At 56.5% G+C, this 14,485-nt stretch carries 11 protein-coding genes and 2 pseudogenes; 8 read left to right on the top strand and 5 right to left on the bottom strand.

The features are described 5' to 3' along the window. Positions 1–82 precede the first annotated feature (82 nt). Entirely contained in the window at positions 83–1,999 is a 1,917-nt protein-coding gene (locus tag BWR59_RS29935; RefSeq protein WP_081569272.1) for a sigma-54-dependent Fis family transcriptional regulator, read from the bottom strand. A gap of 310 nt (positions 2,000–2,309) precedes the next feature. Here BWR59_RS29935 and BWR59_RS29930 point away from each other — a divergent pair, with 310 nt between their 5' ends. From BWR59_RS29930 to BWR59_RS29895, 8 genes and pseudogenes are all read left to right on the top strand, one after another. Beyond that, a complete protein-coding gene (locus BWR59_RS29930) occupies positions 2,310–3,830 on the top strand; it encodes an aldehyde dehydrogenase family protein (RefSeq protein WP_081569271.1) in 1,521 nt (506 codons plus the stop codon). A gap of 381 nt (positions 3,831–4,211) precedes the next feature. After that, complete coding sequence (locus BWR59_RS29925; protein WP_081569270.1) at positions 4,212–4,664, top strand: GNAT family N-acetyltransferase; 453 nt, start codon at positions 4,212–4,214, stop codon at positions 4,662–4,664. 293 nt (positions 4,665–4,957) lie between these two features. Continuing rightward, a complete protein-coding gene (locus BWR59_RS29920; RefSeq protein ID WP_081569269.1) occupies positions 4,958–5,605 on the top strand; it encodes a DedA family protein in 648 nt (215 codons plus the stop codon). Positions 5,606–5,608: 3 nt separating this feature from the next. Then, a complete protein-coding gene (locus BWR59_RS29915; protein ID WP_081569268.1) occupies positions 5,609–6,430 on the top strand; it encodes a zinc-dependent peptidase in 822 nt (273 codons plus the stop codon). Positions 6,431–6,550: 120 nt separating this feature from the next. Beyond that, positions 6,551–7,078 carry an inorganic diphosphatase gene (gene ppa, locus BWR59_RS29910; protein ID WP_081569267.1) on the top strand — a complete coding sequence of 176 codons (528 nt, stop codon included), beginning with the start codon at positions 6,551–6,553 and terminating at the stop codon, positions 7,076–7,078. Between the two features lie 449 nt (positions 7,079–7,527). Continuing rightward, positions 7,528–8,253, top strand: a complete 726-nt coding sequence (locus BWR59_RS29905; protein WP_081569266.1) for an XRE family transcriptional regulator — start codon at positions 7,528–7,530, stop codon at positions 8,251–8,253. A gap of 417 nt (positions 8,254–8,670) precedes the next feature. Then, a pseudogene (locus BWR59_RS29900) lies at positions 8,671–9,267 on the top strand (Arm DNA-binding domain-containing protein); the annotation flags it as partial. A gap of 69 nt (positions 9,268–9,336) precedes the next feature. After that, positions 9,337–10,191 (top strand): hypothetical protein, encoded by an 855-nt coding sequence (locus BWR59_RS29895; RefSeq protein ID WP_081569265.1) that lies wholly within the window; start codon positions 9,337–9,339, stop codon positions 10,189–10,191. On the opposite strand, the gene BWR59_RS29890 is transcribed toward BWR59_RS29895, so the two are convergent. From BWR59_RS29890 to BWR59_RS32995, 4 genes and pseudogenes are all read right to left on the bottom strand, one after another. Continuing rightward, positions 10,192–11,493 carry a DNA cytosine methyltransferase gene (locus BWR59_RS29890; RefSeq protein WP_168184548.1) on the bottom strand — a complete coding sequence of 434 codons (1,302 nt, stop codon included), beginning with the start codon at positions 11,491–11,493 and terminating at the stop codon, positions 10,192–10,194. It abuts the gene before it with no gap. 53 nt (positions 11,494–11,546) lie between these two features. After that, positions 11,547–11,990 (bottom strand): very short patch repair endonuclease, encoded by a 444-nt coding sequence (locus tag BWR59_RS29885; protein WP_081569263.1) that lies wholly within the window; start codon positions 11,988–11,990, stop codon positions 11,547–11,549. Positions 11,991–12,277: 287 nt separating this feature from the next. Further along, positions 12,278–13,816, bottom strand: coding sequence for a hypothetical protein (locus tag BWR59_RS29880; RefSeq protein WP_081569262.1), 1,539 nt, complete (start codon positions 13,814–13,816; stop codon positions 12,278–12,280). Between the two features lie 160 nt (positions 13,817–13,976). Then, positions 13,977–14,171: pseudogene (locus BWR59_RS32995) on the bottom strand (transposase domain-containing protein); the annotation flags it as partial. Positions 14,172–14,485: the final 314 nt, after the last annotated feature.

Here is a 14,485-nt window from a genome sequence, read left to right as displayed (position 1 = left end):
CATTCTCGCAGGCAGCAGATTGGTTACAGACCGGTTGCCTTCGCGAGCAAGCTCCCTCCCACAGGTACCGTGGCGCAGCTGACTACCGTGCAATCCCATGCTTGCGCAGCTTTCTATATAAGGTGTTGCGGCTGACTCCCAACTCCCTGGCGGCATGGGTCATGTGCCAGCGTTGTGCTTCAAGCGTCGCGATCAATGCCGAGCGTTCGGCGTCGTCCAGGGGTGAATCACTTTGCTCAGCAACGGCCGCCTTCTGAACAGCCCCCTCACGAACCACCTGCGGCAGGTCGGCGAAACAGATCAAGTCGTCTTCACACAACGCAGCCAGTGTTCTCAGCACATTGCGCATCTGCCGCACATTGCCGGGCCAGCCGAAGCCCAACAGCGCCTGCCGCGCTTCGCTTTCAATGACAACCGGATGGCCACCGGCCTCTTCTTCCAATAGAAAATCCAGCAACTGAGACTTGTCGCTGCGTTCACGTAAAGGCGGCAAGGCGATTTCCAGGCCGTTGAGGCGGTAGTAGAGGTCCTCCCGAAAGGTGCCATCCTCCACGCGGCCCAGCAGATTCCGGTGGGTTGCGCTGATGATTCGTACGTCCACAGATTGCGGCTCGCCCCCGATGGGCACCACCAGACGATCTTCCAGCACCCGCAACAATCGCGTTTGCAGAGCCACTGGCATGTCGCCGATTTCATCGAGGAACAGTGTGCCGCCGTCAGCCTGTTGCAGCTTGCCGCGCATGCCCTCCTTGCGCGCACCGGTAAAACTTCCGCCGCGATAACCGAACAGTTCGCTCTCGATCAGGCTCTCCGGAATGGCCGCACAGTTCAGCGCCACGAACGGCTTACCCGCGCGTTGACTGGCCTGATGGACAGCCTTGGCGAAGGCCTCCTTGCCCGAACCGGTTTCGCCATTGACCAGCAACGGAACGTCTCGCTCGAAGACCTTCAGGGCCCGCCGGAAATCAGTCTGCAACGTTGGATCGCCAAGGCAGATGCCGCTCAATGCCGGCTTCACGAGAAGTTTGCTGGCAACAGATACAGAAGTGGCCTTCAGGACAGGCCGCGATTGCCCACGCAGTACAGCGAAGAATCCTCGTCCATCCCGAGTGCGCAGCGGCCAGCTGGTAGCGGCATCCGGGGAAGCGCGACTCAGCAACTCATCCTGCGAGCAGTCGAACAACGACTCGACAGGCTGACCAATCAGATCGATGCGATTCAAGCCAAACAGGTTCAATGCACTCTGGTTCAACGCGCTGACACGCCCTTCGCCATCGAACGCCAGCAGGCCTTCACTGAACAGCCCGACCGAGCCGGCCTGAAGATGAAAACGCAGCAGCCATTGATTGTCGAAATGGCGCAGGAAGTAGCTGCTTTCGATCATCTTCGCCGAGAGGTTGACCAGCGCCATGGTGTGGAACTGGCTCTGCCGGGAGACGTCATGGCGCGCCGAAGAAACGTCGAGCACGGCGAGCAGATCGCCATGGGGGTCGAACACCGGACTTGCCGAACAGGTGAGCCCGGTATGCCGTCCGCGAAAATGTTCATCGCGATGGATCGTCACCGACTGACGCTCCACAAGGCATGTACCAATACCGTTGGTGCCTTCCCGCGCCTCGCTCCAGTCGGCGCCCAGCCACAAACCGGCGCGCTCGAAGATCCGGCGCTCGCCAGGCTCGGTGACGCAATTGAGGATGACGCCGCGGGCATCTGTCAGCAAAACCGCGTTACCGCCCGAGAGTTGCTGATGCAAGCTGTTCATCTCGCTACCGGCAATGGTCAGCACCTGCTGTAGACGTTCGCGACTTTCCAGTACACGGGCATGTTCCAGCACGGTGGGCGCCATGGCCTGGGCGGGGTCGAGGTGATAGTCCTCAAGACAGCGCAGCCAGGATCGAGCAATGGAAGGGTCGGCGCCGGGGCCGTATTGATGATGAGCCTTGCCTTGGGCAACGGTCAGGACTTGCTGGGCATGTCGAGCGAACGGATTGCTGTGCATTTTTATTGTTCTTCCAAGGTTTGCTCCCGGGGAGTTGCGACCAGCATCCTCTTCGACTTCGAGCATTGCAATGCTTCCAAAGGCTCAGGGGGCCGGGCTGTCCCACATTCGATACAAAGTGTCACTCTCGCCGTACCGGAGCTGGCACAAGGACATTCGCCAACCATCTGATTTTCCGACACAACCCTTACAAACCGGGCACTACGCGGCAGTGGCCCGCGCTTTGCTCTACGCTTTCATCAAGCGTCGTTACATCAAGTGCAGCAGCGCGTTATCCCCACACAATCACAAGAGCAAGGAGATATTCACCATGCGTTATGCCCATCCCGGTACTGAAGGCTCGATCGTTACCTTCAAGACCAAGTACGGCAATTACATCGGTGGCGAATTCGTGCCGCCGGTCAAAGGCCAGTACTTTGAGAACACCTCGCCGATCACCGGCAAGCTGATCGCCGAATTCCCTCGCTCCACTGCCGAAGACATCGATAAAGCCCTGGACGCCGCCCACGCCGCTGCCGATGCGTGGGGCAAGACCTCCGTTCAGGAGCGCTCGCTGACCCTGCTGAAAATCGCCGACCGCATCGAGCAGAACCTCGAACTGCTGGCCGTCACTGAAACCTGGGACAACGGCAAGGCCGTGCGCGAAACCCTCAACGCCGACATCCCGTTGGCGGTCGACCACTTCCGTTATTTCGCTGGCGTGCTTCGCGCTCAGGAAGGCTCCGCCGCTGAAATCGACGGCAACACCGTTGCGTACCACATACATGAGCCTCTGGGCGTGGTGGGCCAGATCATCCCTTGGAACTTCCCGATCCTGATGGCCGCCTGGAAACTCGCACCCGCGCTGGCCGCCGGTAACTGCATCGTGCTCAAGCCTGCCGAGCAAACGCCACTGGGTATCACCGTCCTGATGGAAACCATAGGCGACCTGCTGCCAAAAGGTGTACTCAACGTCGTACAAGGCTATGGCCGTGAGGCCGGTGAAGCTCTGGCCAGCAGCAAGCGTATCGCCAAGATCGCGTTCACCGGCTCTACGCCAGTGGGCTCGCACATCATGAAACTGGCAGCCGACAGCATCATCCCGTCCACCGTGGAGCTGGGCGGCAAGTCGCCGAACATCTACTTCGAAGACGTGATGAGCGCCGAGCCCGAGTTCATCGACAAGGCCGCAGAAGGCGTGGTGCTGGCGTTCTTCAACCAGGGCGAAGTCTGCACCTGCCCTTCACGCTGCCTGGTTCAGGAGTCGATCTACCCGCAGTTCATGGAAGCGGTGATGAAGAAGGTCCTGAAGATCAAACGCGGCGACCCTCTGGACACCGAAACCATGGTCGGCGCTCAGGCATCGCAGCAGCAGTTCGACAAGATCCTCTCCTACCTCGAGATCGCACAGGGCGAAGGCGCCGAGCTTTTGACCGGCGGCAAGGTCGAGAAAATGGAAGGCTCCCTGGCGACCGGTTACTACATCCAGCCGACGCTGCTCAAAGGCAACAACAAGATGCGCGTGTTCCAGGAAGAAATCTTTGGCCCGGTGGTCAGCGTGACCACCTTCAAGGATGAAGCCGAAGCCGTTGCGATTGCCAACGACACCGAGTTCGGTCTGGGCGCAGGCGTATGGACCCGCGACATCAACCGCGCCTACCGTGTTGGCCGCGCCATCAAGGCCGGTCGCGTGTGGACCAACTGCTACCACCTGTACCCGGCGCATGCTGCGTTCGGTGGCTACAAGAAATCCGGCGTGGGCCGCGAAACCCACAAAATCGCGCTCGAGCACTACCAACAGACCAAAAACCTGCTGGTGAGCTACGACATCAACCCGCTGGGCTTCTTCTGATTTAGCACTAGCCCGCACATGACGGCCTCTTCGGAGGCCGTTTTTTGTTACCATGCCTTCAAATACGCCACCGTACCTGTGGAAAAGCCATCGCACCTGGGCGACGGCATCGCACCTGTGGGAGACGCCGGAGGTCACGACGGCAGCGACAGCGGTGTATCAAGCAACTCTTTCTTGACGGACCTACCACGATCGCTGCCGTCGTAACCTTCGACGTCTCCTACAGAGTTCTGCGGCGTTTCAAGATTTTGCGTACAACAATCGATTCCCGCTTTTGGATTGCGCTTTCTAAACCGCTTAGGCACAGTCGGAACCGTCTGTCCCCGTGCCAGGCGCGTCCTCCCCCTTTCATGAATTGCACAATGAAGCTGAGGCCCAACCATGCGGATCATCCAAGCGACTCTGGAGCACCTGGACCTGTTGACCCCGCTGTTCGTCAAATACCGCGAGTTCTATGGCGAACTGCCCTTCCCCGATTCCTCCCGCGCGTTCCTTGAAAAACGTCTGCGCCGCGAAGAGTCGGTGATTTATCTGGCCCTGCACGACGAGGACGACAGCAAGCTGCTGGGCTTCTGTCAGCTGTACCCCAGCTATTCCTCGCTCTCGCTCAAGCGCGTGTGGATCCTCAACGACATTTATGTCGCCGAAGACGCCCGACGCCAACTGGTCGCCGATCACCTGATCCAGAAAGCCAAGAAGATGGCCCGGGAAACCCAGGCCGTGCGCATGCGCGTCTCCACCAGCGCCAACAACGACGTCGCGCAAAAGGTTTACGAGTCGATCGGTTTCCGTGAGGACACGCAGTTCAAGAACTACGTATTGCCGATCAATTAAGGCTGGTACTCACACGACGTTGCCATGCCAGACGCTAGATGATGCGTGGGAGGGAGCTTGCTCGCGAAAGCGTTGGGTCAGCCAACAGCATTGGCACTGACACAACGTTTGGCGAGCAAGCCCCCTCCCGCAGAACAGGATGCAGTCGTAAGCCTGTGCTCCATCGCTACCAAATGTTTCCATCTCGACATCACCCAGCAACATCCTGTTTCTTGCCTCTATAATGCGGCCCACATCACCTCAACTTATCGCCCAGAAGGCCCGGGCCCGGGTCTCTCAATCAGGTGCCGTACATGGATTTCAACCCGCTCGACATCATTCTTCACCTCGACGTTTACCTCGACATGCTAGTGACCAATTACGGCACCTGGGTCTACGCGATTCTGTTTCTGGTGATTTTCTGTGAGACGGGCCTGGTCGTAACGCCATTCCTGCCGGGCGACTCGCTGCTGTTCATCGCTGGTGCCGTTGCTGCAGGTGGTGGCCTGGACCCAGTGCTGCTGGCCTGTCTGCTGATGGCCGCCGCAATCCTGGGGGACAGCACCAACTACGTGATTGGCCGGACGGTCGGCGACAAGCTGTTCAAGAATCCGAACTCGAAGATCTTCCGCCGCGATTACCTGACCAAGACCCACGAATTCTACGAGCACCACGGCGGCAAGACCGTCACCCTGGCGCGCTTCCTGCCGATCATCCGCACCTTCGCCCCGTTCGTTGCCGGCCTGGGCAAGATGCCGTACCTGCGCTTCGTGGGCTTCAGCGTGCTGGGTTCGATCCTGTGGGTCGGCGGCCTGGTGACGCTGGGTTTCTTCTTCGGCAACATCCCGTTCATCAAGAAGAACCTGACCCTACTGGTACTGGCGATCATCCTGTTGTCGCTGCTGCCAATGATCATCGGCCTGATCCGCAGCCGCATGGGCCGTTCCGCCGAAGCGCGTTGATTCATGGGATGGTCGCTACGAGGCTGGCTCAATCGTCGCACGCTGGCGCGCAACCCCGTCGACCCGCAACTGTGGGAACGGGTGCGTCAGCGACTGCCAATTCTCGACGGCCTGACCGCTGAAGAGGACCGCTCACTGCTCGACAGCTGCGTGCTGTTCCTGCAAGCCAAACACCTCACGGCCCTTGAGGGCGTCGACCTCGATGATGAGTCCCGGCTGTTCCTCGCCGCGCAGGCTCAACTGCCTTTGTTGGCGCTGGGCGACTTGAACTGGTATCAGGGCTTTCACGAAATCATTCTCTACGGCGACGACTTCATCAGCCCGCAAAAACACCGCGATGCCAACGGCATCGAGCACGAGTGGGACGGTGAACACAGCGGCGAAGCCTGGTCGCAAGGCCCGGTCATTCTTGCCTGGCCGGGCGTGTTGTCGAGCGGCGGCTGGGAAGCCTACAACCTGGTCATCCATGAACTGGCGCACAAGCTGGACATGCTCAATGGCGACGCCAATGGCCACCCGCCGCTGCACAACGATATGCGCGTCAGTGACTGGGCGAGTGTCATGCAAAGCGCCTATGACGACCTCAACCGTCAACTGGACGCCGATCCTGATGCTGAAACGGCCATCGATCCCTACGCCGCCGAGAACCCCGCCGAGTTCTTCGCGGTTACCAGCGAGTACTTCTTCAGCGGCCCGGATCTGCTGGTCGAAGCTTATCCAGAGGTCTACCAGCAGTTGAAGGCTTTCTATCGCCAGGACCCTTTGGCGCGACTGACGGCACTTCAGCTGGAAAACCCGGTCTATCAGGCTCGACACGACGCGTAGAAGCCGACTGCCACGCATGGCAACACTTCTCGAATATGCCTATAATCCGGCCACTTTTTGGCGTCGCACGATGGTGCGGCATGTCAGATTCTGAATGGTCAACCAAGGGGGCAAAGCCCAATGAGCTACAGCAAGATTCCGGCCGGTAAAGACCTGCCGAATGACATCTACGTCGCAATCGAGATCCCGGCCAACCATGCGCCGATCAAATACGAAATCGACAAGGATAGCGACTGCCTGTTCGTTGACCGTTTCATGGCCACCCCGATGTTCTACCCGGCCAACTACGGTTACATCCCGAACACCCTGGCGGACGACGGGGACCCCCTCGACGTGCTGGTCGTGACCCCTTACCCGGTTGCTCCAGGTTCGGTCATCCGCGCCCGTCCAGTCGGCATCCTGAACATGACCGACGACGGCGGCGGCGATGCCAAAGTCATCGCAGTCCCACACGACAAGCTGTCCCAGCTGTACGTCGACGTGAAGGAATACACCGACCTGCCACCGCTGCTGATCCAGCAGATCGAGCACTTCTTTGCTAACTACAAAGACCTCGAAAAAGGCAAATGGGTGAAGATCGAAGGCTGGGCTGGCACAGACGCCGCTCGCGAAGCCATCACCAAATCGGTCGCAGCCTACAAAGGCTGATCCGATTCGCGCCCTTCAGAACACTCTTCCTGAGCGCTCTGAAGGGCTGCTCCCCGTCCTGCACTCCCCCCTCATACTCCCTCCGCAAACTACCCCCCGCAGCTTTTTCCGGCACTTAATACGCGCCAGACGTTTAAATATTTTTCAAAACACACAATCTGTTTAACCCAGTAAAGTCCGTTTCGCTTCCTGACAACAAACGGTGCGCCCTCCTCGTCAGTTAAACTTTCCCGACCGCCCTGAATCACGGCTCCAATCAAGATCAGCCTGTATTTCCGCCACTTGCAAAGTACTAGAGCACTGTTGATTAAAAACAAAACAATCAAAGAATCGACCTACATGCACTGTCTGTCGCTGTAATACAAACCCACAAACGCAACATTGACACTCCACTCATTTGAACACTTCGTTCATTTAAACAAAGTTGAACCTTCCGTAAAATTCGGTTCATGAATACATCAGGTGATCGACTACGCGTCCTTCTGCGGGAGTGCCATCTCTCCGCGACAGATTTCGCCGCCAACCGCAAGGTGACGCCGCAACACGTGAACAACTGGTTCAAACGCGGTATCCCCATGGCGCGCATGGAAGAAGTCGCCGAACTGCTGAGCGTCAACGTGCGTTGGCTGCGCAGCGGCGACGGCCCGAAGCACCCCGGAGAAAGTCGTGACAAAAACGGACTCAACGGCTTGCCAAAAACGCGATCCGAGCGCAGCAACGGGCGCGACGAACTGGACATGCCGGTTTTCACCGAACTGCAAACCCAGAGCCCCGGCCGCACCGCCCTGGGCGAAATCCCCAACCACAAGGTCCGACTCGCACGACAGGTACTCGAAGCCATGGACGTCGAACAACACAACGCCATCTGCGTCGCCATGGTCGGCAACAGCATGGCCGACAAAATTCAGGACGGCTCGCTGATCGGCGTCGACCGAGGGCGCACCCACGTCATCGACGGCGAAATGTACGCCCTCGAACACGACGGCATGCTGCGCGTGAAATACCTCTACCGCCTCCCCGGCGGCGCCCTGCGTCTGCGCAGCCACAACGCCGCCGAATACCCCGACGAAATCTTCAGCGCCGAACAGATCCAGGAACAGAACATCCATATCCTCGGCTGGATCTTCTGGTGGTCCACCCTCAACAACCGCCGCCACCCCGCGACAATGCCTTGATCCAGAAGGAAAAGGACAAATGGCAGCGCATCAAGGGTGGGCATTCGCAGCGAACATGAGTATCCTGCACGCCTTCGTTTCAACACCCATCGGCTACCCGCTGGTGGGTGACAGACCAGGCGATCGCCCCACGGCCCGCCTCGTTTACCTCACAAGCGCCTCTTCGTAGCGCGCACTTTTGCGGATGGGTGCGGATAGCCAAAAACTAACCAAACCTGTCACCGAGAAGCCGGCCACAAGCCGGCTTTTTAATTGTCCGAAATAATCCTATCCCATCCGAGAATCCTGCCGATAGCCTAGCTATCACGGATGTTTCAGGCGCATCCCTGTCCGATGGTGTTCAACGCCATCTGACTACATCCGACGATGAGGTGGGGGGACAGATGGGGGGACAAAAGGACGAGAAGGGGAAATCAAATGGGTAAGCTGAACCCGAAAAAAGTCGAAAATCTGACCGAACCCGGCACCTATGAAGATGGCGACGGGCTTCGCTTGGTCGTCAAACCAACCGGGCGCAAATCCTGGCTACTTCGCTTTCAATTGGCGGGGCGTCGCAGAGAGATGGGATTAGGCTCATTCCCCGAGGTCGGCCTAAAGAAAGCCAGACAAGACGCCAGTGCTAAACGAAGCCAGTTGAGCGACGGTATTGATCCTCTAGCGGCTCGCGACATCGAACGCTCTGCTCAGCGCGAAGCACAGCGAGCCAGCGAGGCCAAACAGCTGAAGTTCGAGACACTCGCCAAAGAATACTGCGAAGCACACGGAGGCACCTGGTCAGAGAAGTGGCGTAAAGGCTGGCTTCGGAAGCTGGAGCTCTATGCGTTTGCCCACATCGGCAAGTTGTCTGCTGAGGAGATCGGGACTACCCAGGTGCTCAAAGTGCTTCAACCTATCTGGGCCACCAAAACCAGAACCGCTGACGAGGTACGTGGACAAATCGAACAGATTCTAGATGCTGCCAAGGCACGTAACCTGCGAGAGGGTGAGAACCCTGCTCGCTGGCGCGGGCACTTAACCATTCAACGTGCCACGAACCTTTCTTGCTACCATCTCTGATCGTAAATTTCAGATGGAGACTGGTGAATGGCCGTTAGCGAAAAACCCATAGTCATCGAACGGATATTCGATACGCTTTACGACAAGGAGGCCCAGACGTTTACACGCACCCTGGTGACCGCAGAGGACGTTCAAGAAGCGAAGCGCTACTGTGCAGAGCACTATGGCATCAAAATGAAGCTCGACAGTAACCCCTTCAACTTCATGAAGGACATAGTCAGAGGCAGAGGCGCCTCGAAGATGTGGCCGCAGCGCCTGAAAGACCTTCAGATCGGAGGAGTACAAAGGACAGGTGATGGTGCCATTTTCGAGTTTGTTCATGGGATAGAAGGGGCACTGGATAGTCTTGATGAAGACTTTACGCCTTCCGACTCTACGCCTAGCTTCGCGGTGCAAAGCCTTAGCTTACCGTTAGCGTCCAAAGCTCTAGGGCGCACGGATGAATCTTGGCTATTACAGGTAGCGGTTAACCTGCGGATAATAGAGAGTCACTTTGCAAGTGCTTCGAATAGCCAGATTGATGCGCTGGAGCTCACGCACCTTCAAATGGACATAAAACTGAGAAAGGTTCAGATAGATGCATTGTTTCGAGCGCTGCACGCAGCGCCTGATGGCAAACAGTCTGAAGTACTGATTACTGTGGAAGCCAAACAAGGTAATCAGCGCATTTTAACTGAACAGATTGGCCGCCAAGTGATAGCCGCTTTCAAATCGACTGAAACTGATCTCGTCATCCCTGTAGCGATTGCAGCGATCAGGAACAAAGGGATTTACGTGGTCGAATTCGCAGCAGTAACCAGGGAAACCTTAGATCAGTTTAGCGTCCCGACATTCCATCGAGACGCTATGTTCGTGCTTCAGCCAAAGGTAAAGGGCATTTAACTAAGCTGGCTGAGTGACTGACTGCCTAGGTTTCGGTGTCCCCTTGCGATCTCGCTGCTTGATCGGAACATTGATTTCGAAATGGCGAGAGGCTTGGCCCATGTCCATCGAAAGCAGTCTCTCATCCCCCATCAAAATGGCGCCGGTTGGACTGGACGGCTCCCATCCAATGGCGTCAATGATGCTTGCCGCTACTGCTCGCGCCAATGGAGGGGGAACAGCATTCCCGACTTGTCTTGCGCCGTGCCATTTCGTGACGTGCGTGCGGAACCAGTCAGGAAAACCATGTAAACGAAGCATTTCACGCACAGTTATGCAGCGCGGATACTTGTAGTGGATGGGTCTAGGACTGGTGAATGCACCACGCGCAGAGTCGGTGCCCGCACGAAGCGTATTAGATACCCCATTAGCGTGCAGCTTGAAGAATCGAGAGGTTGGTTCTACCTGGCCCATCTCGGTAGATGCAAATCGAGCACGAGATATTTCAGAATGGTTCGTGCGGAGGCTGCTTGTGAGTAACTCTTTGTTCCATTTTCTTTTGTAGCCGTAGTAGGTCGACTCGGCAACCATATCGCGAAGAATTTTGGCATAGGCACTCGGACGTCCCCATTTGACGGCTGTTGAATCATTTTCAATTAAGGCGTCGTAGTCTTCTGCATCAGGAATATCTCCCAGAGCATCTTGGCAAGAGGGTCCCTCTGGCAACTGCGCATCGAGTAGCAGAGATGATCTAGGTGACCTAGTTGTCGGCTCTGGGTACTCAGGAAGCTCTAGTCCACGCTTCGCCCCAATCAAAATCAAACGCTCTCGTTCCTGCGGTACGCCATAATTTGCTGCATTGAGTACTCTCCAAGGCAGAACGTCGTAGCCGTTGCTCTGAAACTCTTCGATAAGCTCCGCAAGAAACTGTTTGTGTCGGCCAACCGTAATGCCTTTAACGTTCTCAAAAACAAAGTATGAGGATTCCAAGCCTACGACAATGCGTACAAAGTCTTTGACCAGCGAGTTACGCGGATCATCAAGGGCGCGCTGCCCCATTAAGCTAAAGCCTTGGCACGGGGCGCCACCAAAAACGATGTCTACATTTCGGCGGCCAATGTTCGCAGCGTCACGAATATCCTCAGCAGTTAACGAGGACACCGATTGAGGTATCACTACGCAGTTGGGGAAATTGTAAGAGTGCACGGCTGCATGGATTGGGTCGATCTCAACGGCAGCTACCACGTCAAAGCCAGCCTGCTCGAAGCCCAGGGACATTCCACCGGCCCCTGCAAAGAGATCTATTCCAATTGGTCGTGTCATCTGCATTCCTCCCTCGGCGAGAAAAATCATCGCCTTCATACGAGGCGTGGAATTTACGCGATTCCGGGACAGATGTCGATCGGTTTTTTGCTGGGCCCAAGAAACACCGACAGACGACACCGTAAAAGGTGAAGGTCTTTAAGCTCGCATTGCCATACCGTCAGAACGTCCCACCCCTTGAGAGCAAGGGCTTCCTCGGCTTCACGGTCCCGTTGGCGATTACGATCAATTTTAGGGCCCCAGTACTCAAGACGGCTTTTGGGTAGTCGCCCCTTCGGGCACCCATGTCCGTGCCAAAAGCAACCATGAACAAAGATGACCTTTCTTTTTTTTACAAAAACAATATCTGGTTTTCCAGGTAAATCCTTCCGGTGCAACCTGTACCGATATCCCAAAGCGTAGAGAACTCTTCGTACGACTATTTCCGGCCCGGTGTTAGCGGTTCCGACGGATTGCATGATTTTGCGACGCTGCTCTACAGAGCGGGGGTCAACCATTCGTCCTCCAGGCCTGGCAGTGAGCGTCTGCCCTGCTCACCTGCCTATGTCACCAAGGCATATACCGATGCGCAGCAACTGATCAATCTTACTGGCTGATGCATCGTAAGCGTCCGCCCAACTCACCTTGCCTTACTCAGGCCCGCATCCACTGTTGTCGCAGCAGTTACACAACCTCATTCGCCTGCTGAATCAGCTGCCGCGTGCCTGGTGCGCCAAAACCCTAAAAATTGATGAGAACAGAGAGTTGGACGGCGATTTCTGCATGGTCTCAACTCTGCAGAGCATCAATGCCCTCGTTTCCCGCCGCCGTTTCGACGCTGAGCGCTCGCCTGTGCTCGACGCTCAGCGCGATTAGCAGGCCCATTAGACCGTTCGTAATCCTTCATCGGCCTAGGCCCTGGAAATTCCTGCGCCGGATATGCGATTTCACTCATCGCGAAATCTTGCATTATGCCTATGCGATCACAATCCTCACGAGCAGTGACCAGTTGTTCAGGGGTCGGTGGGCCAAGAAACTCCATGTAAAGAACATCCTGCGATGAAGCGTCGGACGTCATGGGTTCAATCGCGACGCCGATTACCTCCTTCGCATCAGGGTGCTTTAACCTCACGCCATGGCAATAGGCGGTAAGAACGAGTGCTCTGTTTTTCCTGTACACCTCATAGTCGCTAGTTACGTCACGCCCCATTACGGTGAAAACATAATACCGATCAGGCACCGAGAGACTTCGAGCTCTGCGGGTAAACTGCCCATTTGCAACGACAGGATGATGTAGGACGCCAGTTAACGCCGCTACCAGCATGCGTCGACCAAAGCGGGTCTCACTTGCCATGGCCCTGACGAGCTCTTCTTGCTGATCCACAGTGTAACTACCACCAAGCACCGCCACCGACTTGGCAGACCTTATGAAAGTCGACTGATACTCAATGATTTGATCCCACATATAGCTTTGGTTGTTGGCGGCATCTCGTGAGGCACGCTGGGAACTCGTATTGAAAGCCTCCCACTCCCCCTCCGGCAACATGATCATGCTCGACCCGGGCGGAACGTTCGGAACGTGCGGCAGGGCGTGCTTGTCATTCCGGACAGTAGTCTGGTAGTGCGCAATAAGCTCTTCCTCACCCGGCGCGCTGATGTACTTGGCGCTGCTGAAGAAGCGCTCCTTTTCCGAAAAATAGGCGACTAGGTCGGCAATGGTGTCGAGTTCACCTAGCAGTACGTCCAGGGTCAACTCATCGAGCACATGAACGAAACGATCTCTTCCGGCAGGCCAGCCAATGGTGAACGGCATCTTAAGGTGGTCGGCCTTGCCCTCAAGCACCGTGTTAATCATCAGGCTGCCACTGCTCTCACCCTTCCAATTGGCGACACCCGCGTCGTGTGAGCCACGGGTCACCGCGATGCGGTGGATGATCCCCTGTTTCATGTCCGGCAAACGGAACGGGAAAGGCACGTTGCACTGCTTGTCCAGGTAGAGTCGATCGGGGTGCTCACGAATGAATTTCTCAGCGCCCAGCAGCTGGCTCACCGATTTGTCTACCGCTCGCTTGTACCATCGCCCCCAAGCCACCAAAGGGTCAGCGTGGTCGGTGTACACGCACTCCTTGTCCGAGAAAATCAGGATGTGGTTTCCAAAAACCACGAGCAAATCACAGAGCTCCTTGCCATCGCCGGTTGGCGAGGTTTTTCCCTCGTCAGTATGAACATTGCTGTAGCACCAGAGGCTCAAGAACGCACGACGCGCAAGCTGGCTCAGGTAACGCTCAGAGTCGGTTTTCGGCTCAACCTCAATCGCAGCTTCCCACGGTGTTTTCCCGGGCATATCGGCACTCCTAGCACCTGAAGGACACATGAACCTGATGCTACGCCTCCCAAGCGGGTTTGGAGGGTAGGCGAAGCGGATCCAACAAGCGTAACCAGAAACTCCGAACAAGGTAAGCGTCGGGGAAGGGTAAGCGTACGGGGAGTACGCCTTGCGTAGATCAGCCAGGCATCCACTGATGCGGCAGTAGATGCTCGATCTCACTGGCTTTCTGTGTCGGCAACCGCGTCAGCACATCTTCGAAATAGGCATACGGATTATTCCCACTCATGCGCGCAATGGATCAGGCTAAATCGCCCCTAACCAGCAGCGATCCCACGCTCTAGCTGAATGCTCCGAAACGATTCCCCTAGAAAGCTAAATTTCCGAGCAAAGAGCGACGCGATTCGAGTATCTGCTGTAGCAAAGAAAATCTGTCGATTGGAGTTCACAGCCAAATCGCGTAGGTAGTCGAGGAAGGACAGTGCGTTCAAATCGTCGATATGTGCGATAGGGTCGTCAATCAGAAGGACTGGCGGTGCCTTGGTCGCGTTGCGGTTCATCGACAAGAATACAGATAGCGCGAAAGCTGCACGCTGCCCGGTGCTTATTTGCTCAAGCGTACGCATCTCGTGCGAGGTACATGTCTGAAGGAGTGCCTCTCCCTTACCAACATACTCGTACTCGTGT

Source organism: Pseudomonas sp. Bc-h (assembly GCF_002080045.1).
GTDB lineage: Bacteria > Pseudomonadota > Gammaproteobacteria > Pseudomonadales > Pseudomonadaceae > Aquipseudomonas.
Note: the sequence above shows the minus strand (reverse complement) of the source record. Positions and strands in the feature narration are given on the sequence as shown.

Bases quoted from the DNA above. Each gene is read 5' to 3' on its own strand.
- BWR59_RS29880 (WP_081569262.1), bottom strand. From the start codon at position 13,816: ATGCCCGGGAAAACACCGTGGGAAGCTGCGATTGAGGTTGAGCCGAAA.
- BWR59_RS29890 (WP_168184548.1), bottom strand. From the start codon at position 11,493: ATGACACGACCAATTGGAATAGATCTCTTTGCAGGGGCCGGTGGAATG.
- BWR59_RS29885 (WP_081569263.1), bottom strand. From the start codon at position 11,990: ATGGTTGACCCCCGCTCTGTAGAGCAGCGTCGCAAAATCATGCAATCC.
- BWR59_RS29905 (WP_081569266.1), top strand. From the start codon at position 7,528: ATGAATACATCAGGTGATCGACTACGCGTCCTTCTGCGGGAGTGCCAT.
- BWR59_RS29925 (WP_081569270.1), top strand. From the start codon at position 4,212: ATGCGGATCATCCAAGCGACTCTGGAGCACCTGGACCTGTTGACCCCG.
- ppa (WP_081569267.1), top strand. From the start codon at position 6,551: ATGAGCTACAGCAAGATTCCGGCCGGTAAAGACCTGCCGAATGACATC.
- BWR59_RS29920 (WP_081569269.1), top strand. From the start codon at position 4,958: ATGGATTTCAACCCGCTCGACATCATTCTTCACCTCGACGTTTACCTC.
- BWR59_RS29935 (WP_081569272.1), bottom strand. From the start codon at position 1,999: ATGCACAGCAATCCGTTCGCTCGACATGCCCAGCAAGTCCTGACCGTT.
- BWR59_RS29930 (WP_081569271.1), top strand. From the start codon at position 2,310: ATGCGTTATGCCCATCCCGGTACTGAAGGCTCGATCGTTACCTTCAAG.
- BWR59_RS29915 (WP_081569268.1), top strand. From the start codon at position 5,609: ATGGGATGGTCGCTACGAGGCTGGCTCAATCGTCGCACGCTGGCGCGC.
- BWR59_RS29895 (WP_081569265.1), top strand. From the start codon at position 9,337: ATGGCCGTTAGCGAAAAACCCATAGTCATCGAACGGATATTCGATACG.